General features: G+C 67.5%; 18 protein-coding genes. 9 read left to right on the top strand and 9 right to left on the bottom strand.

What is annotated here, in order from left to right; genetic code table 11:
• Nucleotides 1-4 precede the first annotated feature (4 nt).
• A complete protein-coding gene (locus tag ACRWNM_RS23305) occupies nt 5-481 on the bottom strand; it encodes a nitroreductase family deazaflavin-dependent oxidoreductase (RefSeq protein ID WP_431970179.1) in 477 nt (158 codons plus the stop codon).
• A gap of 301 nt (nt 482-782) precedes the next feature.
• Between ACRWNM_RS23305 and ACRWNM_RS23310 the strand changes: the two genes are divergently transcribed.
• Both ACRWNM_RS23310 and ACRWNM_RS23315 read left to right on the top strand, forming a co-directional pair.
• Nucleotides 783-3,005: an MMPL family transporter gene (locus tag ACRWNM_RS23310; RefSeq protein WP_431970180.1), complete on the top strand. Its 2,223-nt coding sequence runs from the start codon at nt 783-785 to the stop codon at nt 3,003-3,005.
• A gap of 109 nt (nt 3,006-3,114) precedes the next feature.
• Nucleotides 3,115-3,915, top strand: a complete 801-nt coding sequence (locus ACRWNM_RS23315; RefSeq protein ID WP_431970181.1) for a class I SAM-dependent methyltransferase — start codon at nt 3,115-3,117, stop codon at nt 3,913-3,915.
• Between the two features lie 348 nt (nt 3,916-4,263).
• Here the strand turns inward: ACRWNM_RS23315 and ACRWNM_RS23320 are convergent, their stop codons facing one another.
• A complete protein-coding gene (locus tag ACRWNM_RS23320; RefSeq protein WP_431970182.1) occupies nt 4,264-5,391 on the bottom strand; it encodes an NADH:flavin oxidoreductase in 1,128 nt (375 codons plus the stop codon).
• Nucleotides 5,392-5,505: 114 nt separating this feature from the next.
• Between ACRWNM_RS23320 and ACRWNM_RS23325 the strand changes: the two genes are divergently transcribed.
• The gene (locus ACRWNM_RS23325; protein ID WP_431970183.1) at nt 5,506-5,940 is read left to right on the top strand and encodes a MarR family winged helix-turn-helix transcriptional regulator; all 435 of its coding nucleotides are present in this window, start codon (nt 5,506-5,508) and stop codon (nt 5,938-5,940) included.
• Between the two features lie 311 nt (nt 5,941-6,251).
• A complete protein-coding gene (locus tag ACRWNM_RS23330; RefSeq protein ID WP_431970184.1) occupies nt 6,252-7,577 on the top strand; it encodes a glycoside hydrolase family 1 protein in 1,326 nt (441 codons plus the stop codon).
• 48 nt (nt 7,578-7,625) lie between these two features.
• Here ACRWNM_RS23330 and ACRWNM_RS23335 read toward each other — a convergent pair whose 3' ends face one another.
• Both ACRWNM_RS23335 and ACRWNM_RS23340 read right to left on the bottom strand, forming a co-directional pair.
• Entirely contained in the window at nt 7,626-8,957 is a 1,332-nt protein-coding gene (locus ACRWNM_RS23335; protein WP_431970185.1) for a PucR family transcriptional regulator, read from the bottom strand.
• A gap of 137 nt (nt 8,958-9,094) precedes the next feature.
• Nucleotides 9,095-10,714 carry an amidohydrolase gene (locus ACRWNM_RS23340; protein WP_431970186.1) on the bottom strand — a complete coding sequence of 540 codons (1,620 nt, stop codon included), beginning with the start codon at nt 10,712-10,714 and terminating at the stop codon, nt 9,095-9,097.
• A 203-nt stretch (nt 10,715-10,917) separates the two neighbouring features.
• Between ACRWNM_RS23340 and ACRWNM_RS23345 the strand changes: the two genes are divergently transcribed.
• A complete protein-coding gene (locus ACRWNM_RS23345; RefSeq protein ID WP_431970187.1) occupies nt 10,918-12,138 on the top strand; it encodes a cytochrome P450 in 1,221 nt (406 codons plus the stop codon).
• Nucleotides 12,135-12,698, top strand: a complete 564-nt coding sequence (locus ACRWNM_RS23350) for a TetR/AcrR family transcriptional regulator (RefSeq protein WP_431970188.1) — start codon at nt 12,135-12,137, stop codon at nt 12,696-12,698. Before ACRWNM_RS23345 ends, ACRWNM_RS23350 begins: the two co-directional genes overlap by 4 nt.
• Before the next feature lie 77 nt (nt 12,699-12,775).
• On the opposite strand, the gene ctaD is transcribed toward ACRWNM_RS23350, so the two are convergent.
• On the bottom strand, nt 12,776-14,530 hold the full coding sequence (gene ctaD, locus ACRWNM_RS23355) for an aa3-type cytochrome oxidase subunit I (RefSeq protein ID WP_431970189.1): 1,755 nt from the start codon (nt 14,528-14,530) through the stop codon (nt 12,776-12,778).
• A 399-nt stretch (nt 14,531-14,929) separates the two neighbouring features.
• Between ctaD and ACRWNM_RS23360 the strand changes: the two genes are divergently transcribed.
• A complete protein-coding gene (locus ACRWNM_RS23360; RefSeq protein ID WP_431970190.1) occupies nt 14,930-15,664 on the top strand; it encodes a TetR/AcrR family transcriptional regulator in 735 nt (244 codons plus the stop codon).
• Between the two features lie 37 nt (nt 15,665-15,701).
• On the opposite strand, the gene ACRWNM_RS23365 is transcribed toward ACRWNM_RS23360, so the two are convergent.
• The 3 genes from ACRWNM_RS23365 to ACRWNM_RS23375 all read right to left on the bottom strand — a co-directional run bounded on the left by ACRWNM_RS23365 (nt 15,702) and on the right by ACRWNM_RS23375 (nt 18,231).
• Nucleotides 15,702-16,691 carry an AurF N-oxygenase family protein gene (locus ACRWNM_RS23365; protein WP_431970191.1) on the bottom strand — a complete coding sequence of 330 codons (990 nt, stop codon included), beginning with the start codon at nt 16,689-16,691 and terminating at the stop codon, nt 15,702-15,704.
• A gap of 123 nt (nt 16,692-16,814) precedes the next feature.
• Nucleotides 16,815-17,510 (bottom strand): TetR/AcrR family transcriptional regulator, encoded by a 696-nt coding sequence (locus ACRWNM_RS23370; protein ID WP_431970192.1) that lies wholly within the window; start codon nt 17,508-17,510, stop codon nt 16,815-16,817.
• Nucleotides 17,511-17,547: 37 nt separating this feature from the next.
• Complete coding sequence (locus tag ACRWNM_RS23375) at nt 17,548-18,231, bottom strand: MerR family transcriptional regulator (protein ID WP_431970193.1); 684 nt, start codon at nt 18,229-18,231, stop codon at nt 17,548-17,550.
• A gap of 100 nt (nt 18,232-18,331) precedes the next feature.
• Here ACRWNM_RS23375 and ACRWNM_RS23380 point away from each other — a divergent pair, with 100 nt between their 5' ends.
• Both ACRWNM_RS23380 and ACRWNM_RS23385 read left to right on the top strand, forming a co-directional pair.
• Complete coding sequence (locus ACRWNM_RS23380) at nt 18,332-20,065, top strand: GMC oxidoreductase (RefSeq protein ID WP_431970194.1); 1,734 nt, start codon at nt 18,332-18,334, stop codon at nt 20,063-20,065.
• A 438-nt stretch (nt 20,066-20,503) separates the two neighbouring features.
• Nucleotides 20,504-21,694 carry a lipase family protein gene (locus ACRWNM_RS23385; RefSeq protein ID WP_431970230.1) on the top strand — a complete coding sequence of 397 codons (1,191 nt, stop codon included), beginning with the start codon at nt 20,504-20,506 and terminating at the stop codon, nt 21,692-21,694.
• 129 nt (nt 21,695-21,823) lie between these two features.
• Here ACRWNM_RS23385 and ACRWNM_RS23390 read toward each other — a convergent pair whose 3' ends face one another.
• Nucleotides 21,824-22,564 (bottom strand): hypothetical protein, encoded by a 741-nt coding sequence (locus tag ACRWNM_RS23390; protein WP_431970195.1) that lies wholly within the window; start codon nt 22,562-22,564, stop codon nt 21,824-21,826.
• Nucleotides 22,565-22,622 lie beyond the last annotated feature (58 nt).

Consider the following 22,622-nt stretch of genomic DNA (forward strand, 5'->3'; position numbering starts at 1 on the left):
CCGTTCACTCCCGGCGCAGTTCGAAGATCCGGAACTCGCGGCCACCGGACAGCTCGTACTCCATCTCGTAACCGGGCCAGAACTCCACGGCCAGATCCCAGGCCCGCTTGCGCTCCACCCCGGTGATCTCGGTGACCCGCACCGCGAAACGCTCACCCCGATGCCCGACCGTCGCGGTGCTCGCCGCACGCAGATTCGCCGACCACGCGGGATGCTTCGCGCTTCCCCAGTTCGAACCGATCACCAGGAAATCCGTCCCCCGCGGCACATACAGCAGCGACGCGGTGCGCGGCATGCCGGTCTTGCGCCCGGCGACGGTCACCTCGATCGACGGCAGCCCGACCAGGTCGAGCACGCCCATCCGGCCGCGGCTCAGCCACCGCACGAACCGTTCCAGCGGCAGCACCACCGGCGCCAGGCGCATCACCCATCGCTGCTGCGCGAAGCGCCGGGCCAGGGTCGGCAACGGATTCGAGACCATAACCGCATGGTGCCACGACGCGGCGAGCCCGTCCGGTCCGCGCGCGTCCAAGCGGGGCAATTCACACGCCCGCACGCCCGCGTCCGATCACCGACGGCACACGCGTGCGAAGCGAATCGATGTCACACGACCCGGAAATGATAGTTAAACGCCTACATTTCACTCACGTCTGTACCTTAGATGGCAGACGCCCTGTCGCCCCACGGAAAGGACGCGGCCCCTTGGTCTTCCGCGCAGCAGGATCGGCTCACCGACCGAACCCGGCCCCCGACGCCCCGCCCTGCCCTCACGGAGACCGCTGATGTTCGCGCGATGGGGGGATCTGGTCCACCGATACCGATTCGGCGTCCTCGGCGTCGTCATCGCCGGACTGCTCGCACTCGCGGGCTACGGCATCGGCATCGAAAACCACCTCAGCTCCAGCGGATTGGAGGACCCCACCTCCGAATCCGCCCGCGCGAGCCGCATCGCCGACGAGGCATGGGGCCGCGACCACGAATCCGACGTCGTCCTGCTCGTCACCGCACCCGAGGGCAAGACCGTCGACGATCCCGAACTCACCCACACCGTCGTCACCCACCTCGACAGCCTCCCCCGCGACCACCCCGACGAGATCGCTGGCATCAACGGCACCTACTGGGCCACCGAGACCGGCAGGGCCAGCGGACCCCTCTTCGCCAGGGACGACCGCCGCCACGCCTTCGTCCTCATCGCCATCCACGGCGACGACGACACCGAAATGGTGCGCAACTACCGAAAAGTCAAAGACGCCTTCCACATTCCCGGCGTCGACGTCCAAGTCGCCGGCCTGCAACCCATCGCGGGCACACTCACCGACACCCTCACCGACGACGTGCACCGCATGGAGGTCGTCGCCCTCCCTGTCGTCGCGGTGCTGCTCTTCTTCGTCTTCGGCGGACTCGTCGCCGCCGCGCTACCCCTCGCCATCGGAGCGCTCACCGTCACCGGCGCCAACGGCATCATGCGGATCTTCACCAACTTCACCGAGGTCAATTCCTTTGTCACCGGCGTGGTCTCGATGATCGGCGTCGGCCTCGCCATCGACTACGGCCTGTTCATCGTCAGCCGCTTCCGCGAAGAACTCGCCGCCGGCCACGACACCCGCACCGCCGTCCGCCGCACCGTCAGCACCGCGGGCCGCACCGTCGTCTTCTCCGCCACCATGATCGTCGCCAGCCTCGGCGGCCTGCTGCTCTTTCCGCAGGGCTTCCTCAAATCCCTCGCCTACGGCGCGATCTCGACCGTTCTGCTCGCAGCCCTCGCGGCGATCACCATCCTGCCCGCCGCCCTCGGCATTCTCGGACTGCGCGTGGACAGCCTCGGCCTCAGCCGATTCCGCCGCACCAAGACCACCGCCGAGATCGAGAACGGATTCTGGGGGCGCACCACCGACTGGGTCATGCGCCGCCCCCTCCGCGTCGCCGTTCCCATCGTCCTCGGGCTCTGCCTGCTCATCATCCCCGTCAAGAACCTCGCTTTCGGCGGCATGAGCGAGACCTACCTGCCCCCGGACAACACCACCAGACTCGCTCAGCAGCACTTCGACGAGCTCTTCCCCAAACGCCAGCCCGACCCGCTGCAACTCATCGTCGTCTCCGACGACCGGGCAGCCATCGGGCAGCTCTACCGTCAGGTCAACCAAGCCCCTGGACTCGCCAGCGAATTCAGCGTGCCCGCCTCCGCGCCCGGCCGCACCGACCTCTACCGCATGCGCGCCACCCTCGCCGACTCCAACGACACGGGCCCGACCATCGACTACCTGCGCGCACTCGACGTGCCCGAGGGACTCACCCTGCTCGTCGGCGGCCAGCCCGCCATCCAGGAAGACAGCATCGACACCCTCCTCGACCGCATGCCGTATATGCTCGCGGCGGTCGTGCTCGTCACCACGCTGCTGATGTTCCTGACCTTCGGATCCCTGGTCCTGCCGATCAAAGCCGCGCTCATGAGCGCCCTCGGACTCGGCTCCACCCTCGGCATCCTCACCTGGATATTCATCGACGGACACGGCGCCGAGCTCAGCGAATTCACACCCCAGCCGATCATGTCCCCGGTACTCGTGCTCATCATCGCCATCATCTACGGGCTCTCCACCGACTACGAGGTGTTCCTGCTGTCCCGCATGGTCGAAGCCAGAGCCAGGGGCGCGAACACCACCGAGGCCATCCGCGTCGGCACCGCCCACACCGGCGGCATCATCACCGCCGCCGCGCTCATCCTCCTGGTGGTCACCGGGGCGTTCGCCTTCTCGGATCTGGTGATGATGCAGTACATCGCCTACGGCATGATCGCCGCGCTGTTCATCGACGCCACCCTCCTGCGCATGCTGCTCGTTCCCGCGGTGATGAAACTGCTCGGCGACAGGTGCTGGTGGGCCCCGGCGTGGATGCAGCGGATCCAACGGAAGATCGGCCTCGGCGACCCCGTCCTCGACGACGAGCCGCAGGCACAGGGCGCGCCCGACGCGGCTCCGGTCGCGGCATCCGTGGCCACGCGGATCTGACGGTCGGCCGAGTCGGCCGCGAAAAGCGCGGTCGCAACCCTCGCCCGGAGTACGCTCACCGCCAGAAGGGAGCGTCACCACCGCCGACCGGATCGAAGGACGTGCACCGATGAGCAGCCGTCTCGACGCCGAATACGCCGATCCCGCCCCGCTGCGGGTGCGGATCGACACCCATGAGCGCTACTCCGAGAAGCCACACGACCCGGGCGCCGACGTGCTCGCCGCGCTCGACCTCTCCGGCGCGGAATACCTCGCCGACGTCGGCTGCGGCGACGCCCGCTTCCTCGCCAGGCTCGTGGCGCTCGGGCACCGCGGCCCGCTCCTCGGCATCGACACGTCCGCGGCCATGGTCGCCGCGGCCGACGCCGTCCCGGGCGTGCGTGGCGTCCGCGCCGACGCCCGCCGGATCCCTTTCGACGACAACACCTTCGACGTGCTCACCGCCCGCCACATGCTGTACCACGTTCCGGACCCGGTGGCGGCGCTGCGCGAATTCCGGCGCACCACCAAACCCGGCGGTACCGTCGCGATCGTCGTCAACCACGCCGAAACCTGTCCGCACATCGGCGAACTCGTCGACGCGCACGCCGCGAGCTACGGCATCGACCTCGGCGAGACGCCGTCCCGCACCGTGGATTCGGAAACCTTGCCCGGGCTCATGTCCGACCTCTTCCGGGCTGTGCGAGTCCAACGCCGTGACAACGCGCTCGTCTTCGACACCCCGGCGCCGCTGATCCGCTTCGCCGAGGCCATCTTCGGCCCCCGCGGCATCCCGGCCGACCACCCCGATCGCGACGCCGTCCTCGCCGATCTCAGCGCCGACGTCGAGGACTGGTTCGCGCACCACCCCGGTCGTACCTGGCGCGATCCCAAGGGTTACGTCATCGCCACGGCGATCGTCACCGACTGAATCCGTTCAGATCCCGCCGCATCCTCTCCTCGTCCAAAGCAGTGGCGGTTGTGCCCTGTTGTTTGTAGGAGTAGGTGATTCGTGGTGGTTCTGTAAGGATAATCTTTCATAGTTAGATGCGCATATCTACGTATCATCATGTCGTTCGACAATCACACCGGCACCGAGGTGCGCAGACCGCCGACACTGCCCCTCGAGGAGCGAGCCGGGCTCGACCTGCCCACTCCCCCCGGCCAACAACCCCACCATTCCGAGGCCCCTCCCCCACCCGAGTCGACTCAGGGGGTCGAGGGGCACCCCGTGCGAGAAAGTAGCCCTGGGCAGTTCGAGTGGGGCCGAGGCGCAGGTCTAGCTCAGTGTCTTCAGCGCCGTCCCGTCGTACGGCTTCAGCTCCTCGATCCGGTCCCCCAGAACCTTTGCCGCCCACTGCGGGTCCTGGAGCAGAGCGCGGCCGACGGCGACCAGGTCGAACTCGTCGCGCTCCAGGCGGTCGAGGAGGTTGTCGAGGCCATGGACCGGGGCGCCCTCGCCCGCGAACGCGTGGAGGAAGTCGCCGTCGAGGCCGACCGAGCCGACGGTGATGGTGGGCCTGCCGGTGAGCTTCTTCGTCCAGCCCGCCAGGTTCAGGTCCGAGCCTTCGAACTCGGGCAGCCAGTAGCGGCGAGTGGAGGCGTGGAAGACATCGACGCCGGCCGCGGCGAGCGGGGTCAGGATCGCCTCCAGCTCCTCCGGCGTCTCGGCGAGCCTCGCGCCATAGGCCTCCTGCTTCCACTGCGAGTAGCGGAAGATCACCGGGAAGTCGGGCGAGACGGTCTCGCGGACCGCGGCAACGACCTCGGCCGCGAACTTCGTACGGGCTACGGGATCGCCGCCGTAGGCATCGGTACGGCGGTTCGTTCCCGCCCACAGGAACTGGTCGAGGAGGTAGCCGTGGGCTCCGTGCAGTTCCACGCCGTCGAAGCCGATGCGCTCGGCGGCCGCGGCGGCCTCGGCGAAGGCGCCGATCACATCGTCGAGGTCGCGTTGGGTCATCGCCTTGCCGGTGCCCTCGGTGCCGTCGACGCGGATGCCGGAGGGGCCGACGGCAGGGGCGTCGGCGTAGGGCGGCTCGCCTTGGTTGCGCACCATGCCGATGTGCCACAGCTGCGGCACGATCGTGCCGCCCGCCTCGTGAACCGCCTCGGCGACCTTCGCCCACCCCGCCAGCTGCTCCTCACCGTGGAACCGCGGCACGCGGTCACTCTGACCGGCCGACTCGTGGCCGACGTAGGTCCCCTCGGTGACGATCAGTCCCACACCCGCGGCGGCGCGGCGGGCGTAGTACGACCGCACGTTCTCACCGGGGACACCGCCCGGGGAGAACATGCGCGTCATCGGCGCCATCACGATGCGGTTCGGGACGGTCAGGCCGTTCAGCGCGAGAGGCCGGGACAGGATCTCGGCCGCACGGGAGGTGGGGGACGCAGTGACGGTCAACGGGGATGCTCCTCGTAGGTACTTGACAATCTTGATGCTTGAGAACTTCAAGCAATACAAGACGGTAAAGTTAGATATTTGAGATTGTCAAGTTTCCAAAGTAGAATGACTCCAATGACAGGACGTCCCCGCGTCGACACGGCCCAGCTCATGGAACTGCTCTCGGTATCGCTCGGCGTCTATTACGGCGACTTCACGGTCGCGGCGGCGAGCGAGAACCTCACAGCGAGCCAGGGCAAGGCGCTGACCGTGTTGCGCCGGGGACCCGCCGCGATGCACGCCTTGGCCGACATCATGACCTGCGACGCCTCCAACATGACCGGGATCGTCGACCGGCTGGAGAAGCGCGGACTGGTGCGCCGCGAGGCCAGCGCCTCCGACCGGCGCGTCAAGAACGTCGTCCTCACCGCCGAGGGCGAGTGCGTCACCGACGCGATTCGTGCGAAGATGCGCGCCACACAAGATGGCCTGGACAGGCTCAGCGACCAGGACCGGGACTGCCTGTACGCCCTGCTGGAACGAGTTTTCATCGCCCAGCCCGCCGCCTGACCGGGAATTACCGGAATCTCCTGGCAGGGTACGACACAGCAGCGCCGTCTTGCCCGACAACCCATCGGTGGCCCACCCGAGCAACCGGCGCGGCTGCTGGCACGTCCACCGAGCTCGGGACCACGGTGTCGAGGTCACGAAGCCTGCCGCCGGTTGTGGTCGCGGCGCCGAGCCAGCTTGCCGCACAACGCAATCCTCCCCCGATGCGGTCGGGCGACCAGTTACAGTGTTCGCCGTGACCCCACCCGGCCCGGTGTCCTCGGATACCGGAGGTCTATGAGCGCCGGTCACCCGTTCGGAACAGGAGTTCGATGCGATCCCCCAGTCGCCGCCGAGTCTTGGCCATCCTCGCCGCCACCACCGCCGCGCTGCTCGTCGGCGGCAACGCGCCGGTGCAGGCCCGCCCCGCGCCGCCCACACACGTGCAGCCCTTCGGCAGCGACTTCCTGTGGGGCGTCGCCGCGTCCGGTTATCAGTCGGAAGGCCATGCGCCGGACAGCAACTGGTCGCGGTACGTCGCCGCGGGCAAGACCGAGGATCCGTACGGGAACGCCATCGACTTCTACAGCCGGTACCGGTCGGACATCGAACTCGCCGCCCAGCTGGGCGTGCGGGTGTACCGCATCGGCATCGAATGGGCGCGTCTACAGCCCCGGCCCGGCGAGTGGGACGAGGCCGGATTCCGCTTCTACGACAACGTGATCGCCGCGATCCAGGCCGCGGGCATGCGGCCGATGCTGACCATCGACCACTGGGTCTATCCGGGTTGGGAGGTCGACCGCGGCGGCTGGCGCAATCCGGCCATCGTCGAGGACTGGCTGGCCAATGCCCGGCGCGTGGTCGACCGCTACGCCGGCGCCGACCCCCTCTGGGTGACCTTCAACGAGCCGATGATGTACGTGCTCAACGAGGTGCGCCACGGCAGCCTCGGCGCTGCCGACGTACCCGCCATGCACGACCGAATCGCCCGGGCGCACAACGCCGTCTACGACCACATCCATGCCGTGCAGCCCGGCGCGATGGTGACGAGCAATGTCGCCTACATCCCCGCCGCAGAGGACCCGGTCAACAAGCCGCTCATCGACAAGATCGCCGCCAAGCTGGACTACGTCGGCATCGACTACTACTACGGCCTCTCCCCCGACAACCTCACCGGGATGACCAACTTCACCGAGCTGTGGAAGAACCCGCTGCAGCCCGAGGGCATCTACTATGCGCTGCAACACTATTCGCACGCCTTCCCCGGCAAGCCGCTCTACATCGTCGAGAACGGCATGCCCACCGAGAACGGCCTGCCACGCTGGGATGCCTACAGCCGCGCCGACAATCTGCGCGACACCGTCTACTGGCTGCAACGCGCGAAAGCCGACGGCATCGACCTGATCGGGTACAACTACTGGAGCCTCACCGACAACTACGAATGGGGTTCCTACACACCGCGTTTCGGCCTCTACACCGTCGACGTGCCGACCGACCCCACGCTGACCCGGCGCCCCACCGACGCCGTCGCGGCCTATCGCGCCATCACCGGCGAAGGCGGCGTCCCGGCCGACTACCTGCCGACACGACTGCCGAAGGAGTGCTCCTTCGTGGACGCGCTCGCCAGCTGCGCCGATCCGGTCACCATTCCCCGCTGACCTGTCCACCCCGCCGTGCGGCTCGACCGCCGCACGGCGGGCGTCCCGTCAGGAACGCCGTACGCGGGGCGACTCCGCGATGTCGTGCACCACGGCGTCCTGCTCGCCGCCGCGTTCCGGCTCGTCGTAGCCGGCGAGAGGGGGCATGGTGCCACCGGGATCTCCGCTCCGGTGCGCGCGGGCGACCAACGCAGAGCGCAGATACCACAGGCCCGAGGCCTGGGTCGGATCGAACGCGATCAGTTGACCGATCCGCTTGAGGCGGTAGTCGACGGTGTTGGTGTGCACGTGCAGCAGGCGCGCGGTCCGCTGCCGGTTGAGGTTGGTGCCGATGTGCACCTGCAGGGTTTCCAGCAATTCGGGGTAGTCGTCCAGCGGATCGAGCAGCGAGCCGAGGAAGTCGCGCGCCGGGCCGGGGCGGGTGAGCTGATATTCCAGCGCCAGGTCGTTGAAGCGGTACAGACCCGACACGCTGTTCATCCGATGCACCATGTCGAGCAGTTCGTGCGCTTGGTCCGCCGCCTGCGGGATGCGGTCGGGCGCGGCCTCGACGGCGCTGGCGCGCACCGGAACCTGGGCGGCTCTGGACAGGTGGGTGATCAGTTCGTCCAGCTGCGCGTCGGCGAGGGTCGTGGTCGGAATGAGGATGGTGCCGCCGTCCACGCTCAGCAGCGAGAGGGCGCTGTCTCCGCACCGCGTGGCCAGCTCGGCCTGCAGCCTGCGCAACTTGCGACGGGCGACCACCTTGCCGTCCAGCGCGGGATTCTTCTCGTCCCGGTGCGGCGGCACCGCCAGCGCGAGCACGTGATAGGACTCGGCGATCTGGATGCCGCACTCGCGTGCCATGGTCGACGTGCTGTTGCCGCCGAGCAGCGCCGAGGTCAGCGTGTGCACGGCCGTGTGGTGTTCGCTCACCACGGCGCGTAGCTCGCGCACGTACGCCACCGAGACCGTGGTGATGATGGTGTCGAGAATGTCCATGAAGCGACGGGCCACGTTCACCAGGCTCTCGTGGTCCTGGGTGGTGGCGTTCGCCAGGATCAGATCGAAGCCGAGTTTGAAGCCCTCGTGAATGGCGTGCTGGATGGTGTCGATCGGAATGCCCTCGCGCGCCCAGCCCGCGGCCGCGGCGCCGACCCGCTCGATGTCCTCACCGCCCTCGTTGCCGTCGAGCATCTGCACGGCCAGCTCCAAGCACACCCGGGTCACGGCGGTGACGTCCCCGCTCAGCGCCTCGCCGGGCAGCGTGCCACACGGCACCACGTTCTTCACGAAGTGCCCCACCATGCGCTGGGACAGCGTCCTGGTGTCTTTGAGGTGCGTCGAGACCGGGCGGCCCGAGACGATCAGATCGGGATCGGCCATGTTGGGGGCGGTCATAGCGGGTCCTTCCGGCCGGAATTGCACAGCGATCCAACGTAACGGGAATCACGGTACGGTGGGCCGCCTCGACCAGGGATTGTGAGACTTGGGTCCGCTCCGCACGGGCATTTGTGACATGTGACAGAGGACGCGGATCAGGCTTGGAAGGTCGGCTCTCCGCCCAGGTACGTGGCGTGCACCCCGATATCGGCCAGCTGCTCCGGCCGCACCCGCCGCGGATCGTGGTCGAGGACGACCAGGTCCGCGTACTTGCCGGGGGTGAGGGAGCCGGTGATGTCGTCGGCGAACAACTGGTAGGCCGCGTCGATGGTCTGGGCGCGCAGCGCCTGATCGACGGTGATTCTTTCCTCCGGCGCAAGAACGCGTCCGCTGCGCGAAGTCCTCGTGACCGCGGCGGCCATGTTGCGCAACGGCTCCTCCTCGGTGACCGGGCAGTCGTTGTGGAACGACACGCGCATACCCGCATCGAGTGCCGATCGGGTGCGCACCCAGTTCGCACCGCGGTCGGGGCCGAACAGGTCGTCGACGAGCACGTCGCCCCAGTAGTAGACGTGGTCGACGAACAAACTGCACGTGATGCCGAGTCGCGCGGCGCGCTGGAACTGCTCCGGGGTCATCGCCCCGCAATGCTCGAGGCGCAGCCGATGATCCGGGCGCGGATATCTGGCCAGCGCGCTTTCGTACACGTCGAGGATCAGGTCCACGCCGAGATCGCCGTGCACGTGGCAGGCGATCTGCCAGCCCATCGGGTAGTACGCGCCGACGATGCTGTCCAGCTGCTCTTCGGAGTAGTTGGCGTGGCCGCGGTGATCGTGGCCGAGTCCGAGCGCGGCGGTGGCCGGTGTGTTCAAGTACGGGAACGAGGTGTCGATGTTGCCGACCCACGGCGACCCGTCGACCCAGATCTTGATCCCGATCTGCCGGAACATGTCATCGCCGTTGTCCAGCGGACAGTACGTCTCCCCCGCCGGATCGGCCATCTCGTAGGCGCGCATGCGCACCTTGGCCCGCTGCTGTTGGTAGAGCGCGCTGGTCAACGGCCGCATCTGCTGGGCGAAAGCCATGTCGCTGCACAGCGTGACGCCGCGCGCGGCGAGGTCGGCGTGTTCGCGGGCGAGCAGGTCCGGGCCCACTAGCTGGTCGGCGAGGATGGGCCCGATGACCGACAGCACCGCGGGCGCTTCGTAGACCTTCCCGGTCATGTGACCGTAGTCGTCCCGCGCGTAGTGACCGCCCGCCGGATCGGGCAGGTCGTCGGAGAGACCGGCGAATCGCATGGCGGCGCCGTTCGCCCACGCCAGGTGTCCGGAGTTCTGCCAGATCACGATCGGCCGGTCCGGCCCGAGCTCGTCCAGCCAGGCCCTGGTCGGCTCGGGAAAACCCGTCTGCAGCAAGACATCCAGGCCGTAGAAGATCAACGGACGCCCGGCGGGAGCCGTGGCGACGGTGCGCAGGATCTGGGCGTGCGCGTCCTCCGCGCTGGGACAGGTGGTGACCGGGCGAATGTCGATCACGGTGTCGGAGTAGAGCATCTGGTCCTGGGTCGGATGAGTGTGCGCCTCCACGAATCCCGGCATCAGGCAACGATCCCCCAGATCGACCACCTCGGTGCCCGGCCCGAGCATCGCCAGGACCTCCGCTCCGCCGACCGCGGCGATCCGTCCGCGGGACACGGCGAGCGCGCGGGCGCCCTCGTGCTCGGGATCCATCGCGAGGATCGCGCCGCCGGTGAAGATCAGATCGGCTGTGCTCATCGGAACCTCCGTGGATGCGGTCGGGCCGGCGGACGAGCTCAGCCACTCGATTGCGAAGAGTTTGCGCAGACGACGATAACAGCTGGTGTCGCTGTTTCGTGTACACAAATGGGGTTTGCCGATGCCCGTCCGGGCCTCGATCCGGCAACCATTTACTGAAACATGTTCTAGACAAAGGCAAACATTCGTCTTACGATCGAGATATGCAGACAGCTTTGTCACATACAGGCGGGTTCGTCCTCCGGTCCGGCGACACCTGGCGCGATCCCTGGCCGATGTACGCCGCGCTGCGCGACCACGATCCGGTCCACCGCGTGATCCCGGCCGACCATCCCGACGAGGACTACTACGTGCTGTCTCGCTTCGGTGACGTCTACGACGCGGTGCGTGACGCGCAGACCTTCTCCTCCGCCTCGGGCATCACGGTCGACTACCACGATCTGGAGAAGATCGGACTGGGCGAGAACAAGCCGTTCGTGTTCACCGACGCCCCCGACCACACGATCTTCCGTCGCCGGGTGGCCAAGGGATTCACCCCACGTCAGGTCGAGGAGATCCGGCCCGCGGTACGGCGATTCGTGGTCGAGCGCATCGAGCGGCTGCGCGAGGCGGGCGGCGGCGACATCTCCGTCGAACTGTTCAAGCCGCTGCCGACCATGGTGGTGGCGCACTATCTCGGTGTGCCCGAGGCCGAGCGGGCGAAGTTCGACGAATGGACCGACAGCATCGTGGCCGCCTCGGCGACCGGCAACGTCTACTCGGCGCAGGCCGCCGTCGGCGAGCTCACCCAGTACTTCACCGCGATGATCGAACGCCGCCGCCTGGAACCGGCCGACGACACCGTCACCCACCTGGTGGCCTCCGGTCTCGGCGAACCCGACGACATTCCCGGCATCCTGCAGATCATCGGCTTCGCGTTCACCATGATCACCGGCGGCAACGACACCACCACCGGCAATCTCGGCGGCGCGGTGCAATTGCTCACCACGCATCGCGACCAGCGCAGGCGCCTCATCGAGGACCCGACCCTGATTCCCGGTTCGGTCGACGAATTCCTGCGGCTCACCTCTCCGGTGCAGAACATGGCGCGCACCGTGACCAGGGACGTGGAGATCGAGGGCGTCACCATCCCCGCAGGCAGGCGGGCGCTGCTGCTCTATGCCTCCGCCAACCGCGACGAACGCGAATTCGGCTCGGACGCCGCGGAATTGGATGTCACCCGCAGACCGAAGACCATCCTCACCTTCGGCCACGGCAACCACCACTGCCTCGGCGCGGCGGCCGCCCGCATGCAGGCCACCATCGCGCTGCAGGAGCTGCTCGCCCGCTGCCCGGACTTCACCATCGACCTCGACGGTGTCCGATACGCGGAGGGCAACTACGTACGGTGGCCGGTGCACGTTCCGTTCGTGGCGAGCGCATGAGTGCCGACTGGCTGGCCGAGGGGCGCACCGAACTGGCCGCGCAGCGAATCCTCGATGCCGCGGCGCGCCTGTTCGCCGACCGGGGCGTCGCCGAGACCCAGATGGGCGATATCGCCAAGGCGGCCGGGTGTTCCCGCGCGACGGTCTACCGCTACTTCGAGAACCGGCACGCGGTGCGGCTGGCGTTCGTCCACCGGGAGGCGCGCCGCATCGGCGCCGCGGTGGTCGCCGAGGTCGACGGGATCGCCGATCCGGGCGAGCGGATCGTGACGGCGGTGCTGACCGCGGTGCGCGCGGTGCGCGCCGACCCGCTGCTGATCGCCTGGTTCCGGCCCGCCGACGCGGGACTCGCCGTGGAGATCGGGCAGTCGTCGCAGGTCGTCGTGGCGCTCGCAGCCGCATTCCTGCCGGATTCGATTGCCGGGGAACGAGATCGGGCGCAGCTGGCGCGCTGGCTGACGCGGCTGATCGTCTCGCTGCTCACCGTCCCCGGTATCGACGACGCCGACGAACGCGCGATGCTGGAACACTTCGTCGCACCGCTGTTCACCCGCGCCTGACCGCAACACAGCCGAAGGCCACGGACACCGAAGCTGTTGTCACAGAACGGTGTCCGCGGCCTTCGCGAGCGACGCGCCTAAGGCTCCCGGTCGGCCGCCGTCGCGGCCGGTTCGCTGACGGCTTGGCCGTGCCGCGGCGCGCCCCAGCCCACGTGCGCTTCGGCGCGCATGCGGTCGACCATGTGCGGGTAGTGCAGTTCGAATGCCGGTCGCTCCGACCGGATCCGGGGCAGTTCGTAGAAGTTGTGTCGCGGCGGCGGGCAGGTGGTGGCCCACTCCAGCGAATTGCCGTAGCCCCACGGGTCGTCCACCGTGACGGGCTCGCCGTACCGCGCGCTCCTGAAGACGTTCCAGATGAAGGGCAGCAGCGAGGCTCCCAGGATGAACGAGCCGATGGTGGAGATGGTGTTCAGCCCGGTGAAACCGTCGGAGGGCAGGTAGTCGGCGTAGCGACGCGGGAAGCCCTCCGCACCGAGCCAGTGCTGCACCAGGAAGGTGGTGTGGAAGCCGATGAACGTGGTCCAGAAGTGCCACTTGCCGAGCCGCTCGTCGAGCATGCGGCCGGTCATCTTCGGGAACCAGAAGTAGATGCCCGCGTACGTGGCGAACGCGATGGTGCCGAAGAGCACGTAGTGGAAGTGCGCGACCACGAAGTACGAGTCGGATACGTGGAAGTCCAGCGGCGGGCTGGCCAGGATCACGCCGGACAGACCGCCGAACAGGAACGTGACGATGAAGCCCACCGAGAACAGCATGGGCGTTTCGAAGGTCAGTTGACCGCGCCACATCGTGCCGATCCAGTTGAAGAACTTCACGCCGGTCGGCACCGCGATGAGGAAGGTCATGAACGAGAAGAACGGCAGCAGCACCGCGCCGGTGGCGAACATGTGGTGCGCCCACACCGCGACCGAGAGCGCGGCGATGGCCAGCGTCGCGTAGACCAGCGTGGTGTAGCCGAAGATCGGTTTACGCGAGAAGACCGGGAAGATCTCCGAGACGATGCCGAAGAACGGCAGCGCGATGATGTAGACCTCGGGGTGCCCGAAGTACCAGAACAGGTGCTGATACAGGATGACGCCGCCGGTGGCCGGGTCGTAGATGTGGCCGCCGAGGTGGCGATCGTAGGCGATAGCGAACAGCGCGGCGGTCAGGACCGGGAACGCGAGCAGGATCAGCACGCTGGTGACGACGATGTTCCAGGTGAAGATCGGCAGCCGGAACATGGTCATGCCCGGTGCGCGGAGAACGACCACGGTGGTGATCATGTTGACCCCGCCGAGGATAGTGCCCAGACCGGAGACGGCCAGGCCGAGGATCCACAAATCGCCGCCGACGCCCGGCGAGTGCATGATGTCGCTGAGCGGCTGGTACGCGGTCCAGCCGAAATCGGCCGCGCCGCCCGGCGTCACGAAACCCGCGGTCGCCATGGTCGCGCCGAACAGGTACAGCCAGTAACTGAGGGCGTTCAGACGCGGGAAGGCGACGTCCGGCGCGCCGATCTGTAGTGGCAGCACGATATTGGCGAACGCGAAAACCACGGCCGTCGCGTAGAACAGCAGCATGATCGTGCCGTGCATGGTGAACAGCTGATTGAACTGCTCGGTGGACAGGAACTGCATGCCCGGCCGGGCCAGTTCGCCGCGCATGAGCAGCGCCATCAGTCCGCCGATCATGAAGAACGACATCGACGTGACCAAGTACATCTGGCCGAGCACCTTCGGGTCGGTCGTGGTGACCAACTTCAAGATGAACGAGCCCTTCGGTCCCACCCGACTCGGGTACGGCCGGACGGCCTCGAGTTCCGGCTCCGGCCTGGGAGCTACGGCAGTCACCACATCCTCCTCGCGCATCAGATTCCGGTCCGTAGCACGTGTCGCCGCTGCGGATCCCCACGGTCGAACGACGGCGAGCATACGCCGGGCGATTCCGCAAGAGTGGAGTTTCGTCCACTTGTTGCCGTGTCGTTGTGCGTCGCACGACCAGCGAAAGTGTGGACCGAACCCATTTTCGTCGAGCGGCCGCCGCACGCTTCTCCGCCGCGACACACCGCGCCGACCGTGATCCGCCCCTCGAGTCGACGTCGCTCGGTTAGTGTCGGGACGTCATGACCGCCGGGCTCGGTGCCCTAGCGACACCACCCTGCGGGTCCGGCGGTCATGCACCACTCGTCCCCCGCGGCCTCGGAATCGACAACGCCGCCCCGGGTCTCGCCCGTGCTCTAGACTCGAGCCGTGCCGACGTCCTCGTCACCCGCCCCGCAGCCGACCGGTGGCAGGCAGGCGCGCTGGCAGCCGCACAACGATCGGCGGCGCGAGCGCATCGTGACGGCCTTGATCGAGCTGATCGAGGAGACGCCGATGGGCGTCGAGGTGCCCATGCAGCAGATCACCGAGCGCTCCGGATTGTCGAAATCGGTTGTCTACCGCCAGTTCTCGGGGCGCGACGAACTCGACCGGCGTACCAGGACCGCGATCGGCGATCGGTTCACCGACGACATCGACACCGCGCTCGACATCTCCGACGGCTCCATCCGTGCGATCCTGCGCCGCACCATCGCGGCGGTCGTGGACTGGATCGACCGGCACGCGCGTCTCTACGACTTCCTGCGCCATGGCCCCGCCCTCGGCGACCCCGACGATGTAGACGCCGTGAGCAGCCTCGAAGACCGGATCGCGGGCCGCACCCGCCAGCTCGTGTCCGGTCTGGCCGGAGTTGTCGGCGTGGTGGACGAGGCGGCCGCGGACACGATGACTTTCGCCATCGTGTCCATGACGGAAGCCACCGTGTCGCGCTGGGCGCGCGATCCGGACCGTGCCATGGGCCGCGACGAGCTCGTCGCCGAACTCGCCGGTTACGCCTGGAGCGTGCTCGACGGAGTGGCGCGGGCACACCGGATCACCCTGGATCCCGACGAACCGCTGCTCGCCGCGCTCGCGCGGCTGTCGAGCGTCGACACCGCGCCCTGAGCCGCTGCCCTTCGCGGAAGGGGCGCGTGAAAAGTGCTCAGGCGATGCGGCGTTCGGGTTCGCTGCGGTAGCGCGCGGCGTCGCCGTCGATGTGCAGCATCGACCACACCCGCTTGGTGACCGGGTTCATCAGCCCCAGTTCGCCCGCCAGCTTGCGGATGTCGCCGAAGTAGCCGGACAGGATCCGGCGCGACTGCGGCCCCTGCCAGAACGCCTCGCGGAACACCTCGCGCGGGACGTCGAACTGCCTGGCGAACGAGCGCGACGGCACCATGATCTCCCCGGCCAGCCAGCGCATGGCCAGCGGAAACGCTAAGGCGCACACGGCCTTACCCGCCGGGCTCATCCGTTCGATGTGTGCCTTCAGGAACTCGTTGGCGAAGGAGATGTGCCGCGCCTCCTCGGCGATGTGAATCTCCATGGTGCGCAGCACGGCGGGCGGGATGTTGCCGCCGTCGCGGATGATCGCCTTCTGGTAGTGGTCGATCGGTTCCTCACCGCCGAGAATGCCGATGAACAGGATGACGTGCGCGTAGCCGCCCGCCACGCCGATCAACGGGGACAGCGCGCGGAAGATCGGCCGCATGCCGGGCACGTCGTCACCGATCCGGTTGACCAGCTCCTGGAACATCTGGATGTGGTTGCACTCTTCGGTCATCTCGTGCAGGCAGTAACGGAATTCAGGAGAGCCGTTGGGCAGCTTCATGATGTACTGCATCATCCCGCGGATCAGCACGCTCTCGAAGGCCGCGCCCACCTTGATCACGTTCGCGGTCCGCCAGCGGCCGATCTCGATCTGCCGCTCCCGCGGCAGGTTCCGGTACCAGTCGGTCGCGCCGAGCGGATCGAACTCCGGGGACAGGATCCACCGGGGATCGTCCTTGTCGATCGCGAACTCCGGTCCGTCCCAGTCGATGTCCAGGTACGGGTCGAATTTCCGGTGCACCGAACCCTCCGACAGGGTGTCCAGCGTCTCCCAGTACTCCCGATCGAACAGTCCGGTACGAACCGATTCGGACAGCGTCATCGATGCCTCCTCGCTCCTGCCGACGCTCGGCGCCGGCACTGCGCACGCTCCTCGCGTGGTGTGATCCAGAATATATGGGACTGGCGGTCCCACACAATGGGGCGGGTGAGGTTCGTCCGGAGGTCAGTCGCGGAAACCCAGCAGATCCAGCAGGTTGTCCAGCATCAGTTCGAACAGTTCGGCGCGGTCGGCGAAGGTGTCGCGCCCGTACATGTCGAACACGTCGAAGCTCACCGCGCCGAACAGCGCACTCCAGACCGAGACGCCGCGCGCCACCAACCAGTCCGGCACGTCCAAGCCGAATTCGTCGCGGACGGCCGCGAAACTGCCCGCCAGCGCGGTGGACACCCGCACCGGCCGGGCGGGCTCCACCAAGCGGCCAGCCCGGTAGGCGTCGGCGAAGACGTGCAGCAGGGTGGCGATCACCCGCACGCCCGGGTCGACGGTCTGCTCGGCGGGCGCTTCGTAGCCCGGCACCGGCGAGCCGAAAAGCAGTCCGTACCAAGCGGGTTCGGCCAGTGCCCAGGCGCGTACGGCGCGGCCCGCCACGCGCAGCCGCTCGGCCGGATCGTCGGGCGCGTCGATCAGGGCGGTGTCCACCGCGTCGCCGAGCGCGTTGTAGCCGTCCACCACGAGCAGGGTCAGCAGCTCGTCGCGGCTGCGCACGTACCGGTACACCGCCGAGGACACGACGCCGAGATCACGAGCCACCGCCCGCAGGGACAGCGCCGCGGCGCCGTGCGTGGCGAGGTGTTCGCGGCCGATCCGCTTGATGTCCTCCATCGTCTGGGCCCTTGCCCTGGCGCGCGGCGTGGTCATGGCAGCCACTTTAGAGTGAACACTGCTCGCGGTTTCGTCAGCCGTCCAGTTCGCGGACCGCGCGCTCGATCTCGTCGGCCAGGGTCGCGCCGCCGACCTCCCAGGCGGCGGCCCGGAAGCGCTCACGGAACCGGCTCAGGTCGGTGCCGATGCCCTCGCCGCCGTAGCTCGTCGCGGCGGCGTCGCGGAAGGTGCGCACCATCTCGTCGGCCAGCTCCGCGATCCTGGCGCGGATGAGTTTGCGCAGCGCGCCGGCGAGTGTGATGTCGGTGCCGACGTCGTAGAGGATCAGCGCGCCCTTGAGCATCGGCTGGTCGGGGATCCGCCAGCCGTCCTCACATCGTTCGACGTACTGCGCGGCGATGAGCTCGTCGAGGACGTCGGCTCGGCGATCGCCGAGCAGCGACGACAGTTCGTCGTCGTCGATGACGACCGACTGGTCCGCCGCGCCCGCGTACCTCGGATCGAGCACCGAACGCCAGTCGGCGTTGGCGCCGCGCTGAGCTTCGGCGTCGAACACCTCGCGGATCGCTTCCAGGCGCAACCCGCGCGCCTGCATACCGGAGATGTCGCGCAACCGATCCAGATGCTCGTCGGTGTACACCGCCTCCTTGCCCGCGCGACCGGGTTTCGGCAGCACACCGAGCGAATGGTAGTAGCGGATGGTGCGCGCCGGTACGCCGCTGAGGTCGGCCAGCTGGACTCGGCTGTATCGGGACACGCGAATCAGCATAGAGACCCCGCCGATCCTTCGTTGACAGCTCCTACTGTCCACATTAGCGTAACGCAGGTCACTGCCGACAAACCGAGGAGTTCCGCGCATGTCCCAGCGAGCAACCGACTTCGATGTACTTATCGTCGGTTCCGGTTTCGGGGGCAGCGTCACCGCGCTGCGCCTGGTGGAGAAGGGCTACAAGGTCGGCGTGCTCGAGGCGGGTCAGCGCTTCGCCGACGACGAGCTGCCCAAGACCAGCTGGGACCTGCGCAAATTCCTCTGGGCGCCCGCGCTCGGCTGCTACGGCATCCAGCGCATCCACCTGCTGCGCGATGTGCTGATTCTCGGCGGCGCGGGCGTCGGCGGCGGTTCGCTCAACTACGCCAACACCCTCTACGTCCCGCCGGAGCCGTTTTTCCAGGACCCGCAGTGGCGCGACATGACGGACTGGCGCGCGGAGTTGACGCCCTACTACGAGCAGGCCCAGAAGATGCTCGGCGTGGTCCGCAACCCGCACATGACACCCGCGGACGAGATCTTCAAGAAGGTCGCCGAGGACATGGGTGTCGGCGACACCTTCGTGCAGACCCCCGTCGGCGTGTTCTTCGGCGAACCGGGCAAGACGGTGGCCGACCCGTACTTCGGCGGCGTCGGACCCGAGCGCACCGGCTGCGTGGAATGCGGCGACTGCATGGTGGGCTGCAAGTTCGGCGCCAAGAACACCCTCGTGAAGAACTACCTCTACCTGGCCGAGCAGGCGGGCGCCGAGGTCGTCCCGATGACCACGGTCACCGCGCTGCGGCCGCTACCCGACGGCACCTGGGACGTCGCGACCAAGCGCACCGGCGCACTGGTTCGCAAGCAGCCCAAGGCCTACACCGCCGCGCACGTGGTGCTCGCCGCGGGCACCCGGGGCACCCAGAAGCTGCTGTTCGACATGCGCGACAAGGGCGTGCTGCCCGGCCTTTCCGATCGTCTGGGTGTGCTGACCCGCACCAACTCCGAGTCGATCGTCGGTGCGGCGACCAGGAAGGTCACCCCCGGCGTCGACTTCACCAAAGGCGTGGCGATCACGTCCTCGATCCACCCGACGCCGGACACCCACATCGAACCCGTCCGCTACGGCAAGGGTTCCAACTCGATGGGCCTGTTGCAGACGCTGATGGTGGACGGCGGCGGCCGCATCCCGCGCTGGCTGCGGTTCGTGCTGCTGATACTGCGCCACCCGATGCAGCTGCTGCAGTTCCTGAGCACCAAGAACTGGAGTGAGCGCACCATCATCTCGCTGGTGATGCAGCACCTGGACAACTCGATCACCACCTACACCAAGCGCGGCCTGTTCGGGCGCAAGCTGACCTCGAAACAGGGCCACGGCGAGCCGAATCCGACATGGATCCCGGTCGGCAACGAGGTGACCCGCAAGGTGGCCGACGAGATCGGCGGCATCGCGGGAGGTAGTTGGGGTGAGATCTTCAACGTCCCGCTCACCGCGCATTTCCTCGGCGGCGCCACCATCGGCGCGGACCCGGCGCACGGCGTCATCGACGGCTACCACCGCGTCTTCGGCTACCCGACGCTGAGCGTGGTGGACGGCGCTGCGGTCTCCGCGAATCTCGGCGTGAACCCGTCGCTGACGATCACGGCGCAGGCCGAGCGCGCGGCCGCCTTCTGGCCCAACAAGGGCGAGGTGGATTCCAGGCCCCCGCAAAGCGCCGGATACCAGCGCATTTCGCCGACCGCCCCGGCCAAGCCCACGGTCCCGGCCGGCGCACCCGCCGCGCTCGTACTGCCGATCACGCCGGTGCGCCCCGCCGATCAGGAGGCGCCGGCGGCGGGGTGACCGCGACCGGATGACGGATCCAGCGGCCCGTGGCCATTCGGCCACGGGCCGCTGTGCCGTCGGGTGAGATAGCTATGCGATCGCCCAGATACTGATCGAGACGACACCCGCCGATCGAGATGCAGGCGCAGGACGGATCATAATCTGCGGCCGCTGGCCGCGCTTGTGTCCAGAGATCTCCTCCCTCAGGCGAAACAGCAGCTAGAAAGCTGACTCTCGGTCGCTTTCTACGACTTCTCCACCTAGATCAGCACCTTCGGAGTCGATTCGGGACATGCACGCCGAGACTTCGGCTTACCCTTTGACGTGTCGCTGAGTATTTGCTGATATAGCATTCGGATTGAAGATTGCTGGTCGACGAAATCCGCGCACTATTCGTGGAGGTCAACGCTCGTGACTCGTCCGTTTCTTCGTTTTCTCGGCGCCAAGCGCAACCGTGTGACCGACGTACTCGGCGCACTCGGAGGTTCAGCACTCGGGCTGCTGCTCGTCGCGACAGCAACCGCGGCACCGTTGTATCCGCGGCCCGATCCCGACCCGTTCTACGCCGCGCCGCCAGATCTGGCGGCGCACAGACCCGGTGACGTGCTCGAAGTCCGGGAGATGTCGCCGCTGCTGCTCTTTCCCGGCGCCACCGTGCGGCTGGTCGAATTCCGGTCCAGCGACTCGCACGGCGCACCGATCGCGGCGACCACCACGATCGTCACGCCCGCGGGCCACCGGCCCGACGCGCCGCTGCTGTCATATCAGCACTTCATCAATTCGCTCGGCACCGACTGTGCCGTATCGCGCAAGCTGTACACCGGCGATCTGAATCTGACGACCACGGCGCCGTTCCTGAACGTGTTTCTGCAGCAGGGCTGGAGTATCGCGCTGCCGGATCATCTCGGGCCGCAGTTCGCCCTCGGAGCCGCCCGGCTGGGTGGTCAAATCACCTTGGACGGCATCCGTGCGGCCAAACGACTACCCGAGCTCGCCCTGCACGACAGTCCCGTGGTGATGGCCGGTTACTCCGGCGGAGGCATCGCCAGCTCGTGGGCGGCGGCGCTGCAACCGTCGTACGCGCCGGAGCTGGCACTCGCGGGCGCGGCCATCGGCGGCGTTCCGATGAACCTCGTGACCATGGCGGAGGCGGTGCGCGACGGTTCGCATCCGGCCTTCGGACTGGTGATGGCGGTGGCGATGGGTCTGGAACGGGAGTATCCGGACCAGGTGGCGCTCACCTCGTACCTCAATCCACGCGGTCTCGCGGTCCGCGACGCCCTGGCCAACAGCTGCACCAACGAACTCCTCGCCATAGGCGCCAACACCGGTGTCCGCGACTACGTCGCCAACACCTCGGTGTTCGACAGCCCGGAAGCCCGGGCGGTGGTGGAGCAGAACAGCCTGGAGCTCTACCCCGGGGTGCCGCAGATACCGATGTTCGAATGGCATTCGCCGACCGACCCGCTGATTCCGATCGACGCCATCGTCAACACCGACAGCCGCTGGTGCGGGGCCGGGGTGCCGTTGCAGACTTTGCGAGTGTCCGCGCCCGAACACCTGTCCGCCGCGATGATCGGCGCACCCCAGGTGCTGGACTGGCTCGGCGCCCGGGTTCGTGGTGAGCCCGCGCCCAGCAACTGCTGACGCAGCGACGGTTCGAGGCCGGCGGCGCCCACGAAGGGTCAGCCGCCGGCCATCGGCCCGACGAGGGCGAGATGAACATGCCGCCATCGCGCATCCTGAGCAACCGCGCGGTCCACGCGTCGTGAATGGTCAGAACGAGTCTGCCGACACATCCATGTCGTTCGGCGGATCGCCGAGCAGGACGAATGTCTGACCATCCTCTAACCGAATCTCGCCGCCTTCGAACTTTTGAAAGAAGCGCCCCGGCGCATCGCCTGCCTGCTGGTCGGTGGACGGGAAGCCCAGATCCCCGCTCTCGCTTCCTTTGTCTTGGTAGGCAATGAAAATGGGTCCCGACACCTCGAAAGTGCCCAACCCCTTTTTGAACCAAAGGCCGCTCAGAATTCCGGGTATTCCGCCCCCGGAACGCAACCGCATTGCTCCCTTGGTCCCGATGATGGGTAACGTCGGCGAATCGTGTTCGCGGCCGGTCGCATTACGCACTTCGACTGCCTTTCCGGCCAGCTTCGCGTCACACAGATCGAAGAGGACGCAATGGCGATCGAGTTTCGCGAGCGTGCGGGGTCCCGTGAGTCCATCGATGAAACCGTTCGGGTCACCGGGCGGAAAACGGATGTCGTAATGCGTCTTGTAGGCCTTCACCGTCTTCGTCGTCAGCGGCCCGTAAGTACCGATGACGAACTGGGACCGGTCGGACACGGGTGTGTCGATCCGCTGCGTCCAGGTCAGATCGAACAACGCTTGCTGCACCTTCTTGACGCTCTCCGGCGGGCTACCCGCCTGAAGCTTCTTGGTGCCGGTATCCGGATCGTTGAGAATCTCTTCCAGCAGCGCGTCCTCGTCGAAACGCCCTGATACAAAGCTTGCCATCATTTCCTCCGCTCGTCGCGACTGCCTGTCGTGCGACACCTCGCGAGCCACGGCTGCA

Origin of the sequence: Nocardia sp. bgisy134 (assembly GCF_965341865.1) — a bacterium.
GTDB lineage: Bacteria > Actinomycetota > Actinomycetes > Mycobacteriales > Mycobacteriaceae > Nocardia.

Coding starts and splice junctions, on each gene's coding strand:
- ACRWNM_RS23305 (WP_431970179.1), bottom strand. CDS start 481: ATGGTCTCGAATCCGTTGCCGACCCTGGCCCGGCGCTTCGCGCAGCAG.
- ACRWNM_RS23310 (WP_431970180.1), top strand. CDS start 783: ATGTTCGCGCGATGGGGGGATCTGGTCCACCGATACCGATTCGGCGTC.
- ACRWNM_RS23315 (WP_431970181.1), top strand. CDS start 3,115: ATGAGCAGCCGTCTCGACGCCGAATACGCCGATCCCGCCCCGCTGCGG.
- ACRWNM_RS23325 (WP_431970183.1), top strand. CDS start 5,506: ATGACAGGACGTCCCCGCGTCGACACGGCCCAGCTCATGGAACTGCTC.
- ACRWNM_RS23330 (WP_431970184.1), top strand. CDS start 6,252: ATGCGATCCCCCAGTCGCCGCCGAGTCTTGGCCATCCTCGCCGCCACC.
- ACRWNM_RS23335 (WP_431970185.1), bottom strand. CDS start 8,957: ATGACCGCCCCCAACATGGCCGATCCCGATCTGATCGTCTCGGGCCGC.
- ACRWNM_RS23340 (WP_431970186.1), bottom strand. CDS start 10,714: ATGAGCACAGCCGATCTGATCTTCACCGGCGGCGCGATCCTCGCGATG.
- ACRWNM_RS23345 (WP_431970187.1), top strand. CDS start 10,918: ATGCAGACAGCTTTGTCACATACAGGCGGGTTCGTCCTCCGGTCCGGC.
- ACRWNM_RS23350 (WP_431970188.1), top strand. CDS start 12,135: ATGAGTGCCGACTGGCTGGCCGAGGGGCGCACCGAACTGGCCGCGCAG.
- ACRWNM_RS23365 (WP_431970191.1), bottom strand. CDS start 16,691: ATGACGCTGTCCGAATCGGTTCGTACCGGACTGTTCGATCGGGAGTAC.
- ACRWNM_RS23370 (WP_431970192.1), bottom strand. CDS start 17,510: ATGACCACGCCGCGCGCCAGGGCAAGGGCCCAGACGATGGAGGACATC.
- ACRWNM_RS23380 (WP_431970194.1), top strand. CDS start 18,332: ATGTCCCAGCGAGCAACCGACTTCGATGTACTTATCGTCGGTTCCGGT.
- ACRWNM_RS23390 (WP_431970195.1), bottom strand. CDS start 22,564: ATGGCAAGCTTTGTATCAGGGCGTTTCGACGAGGACGCGCTGCTGGAA.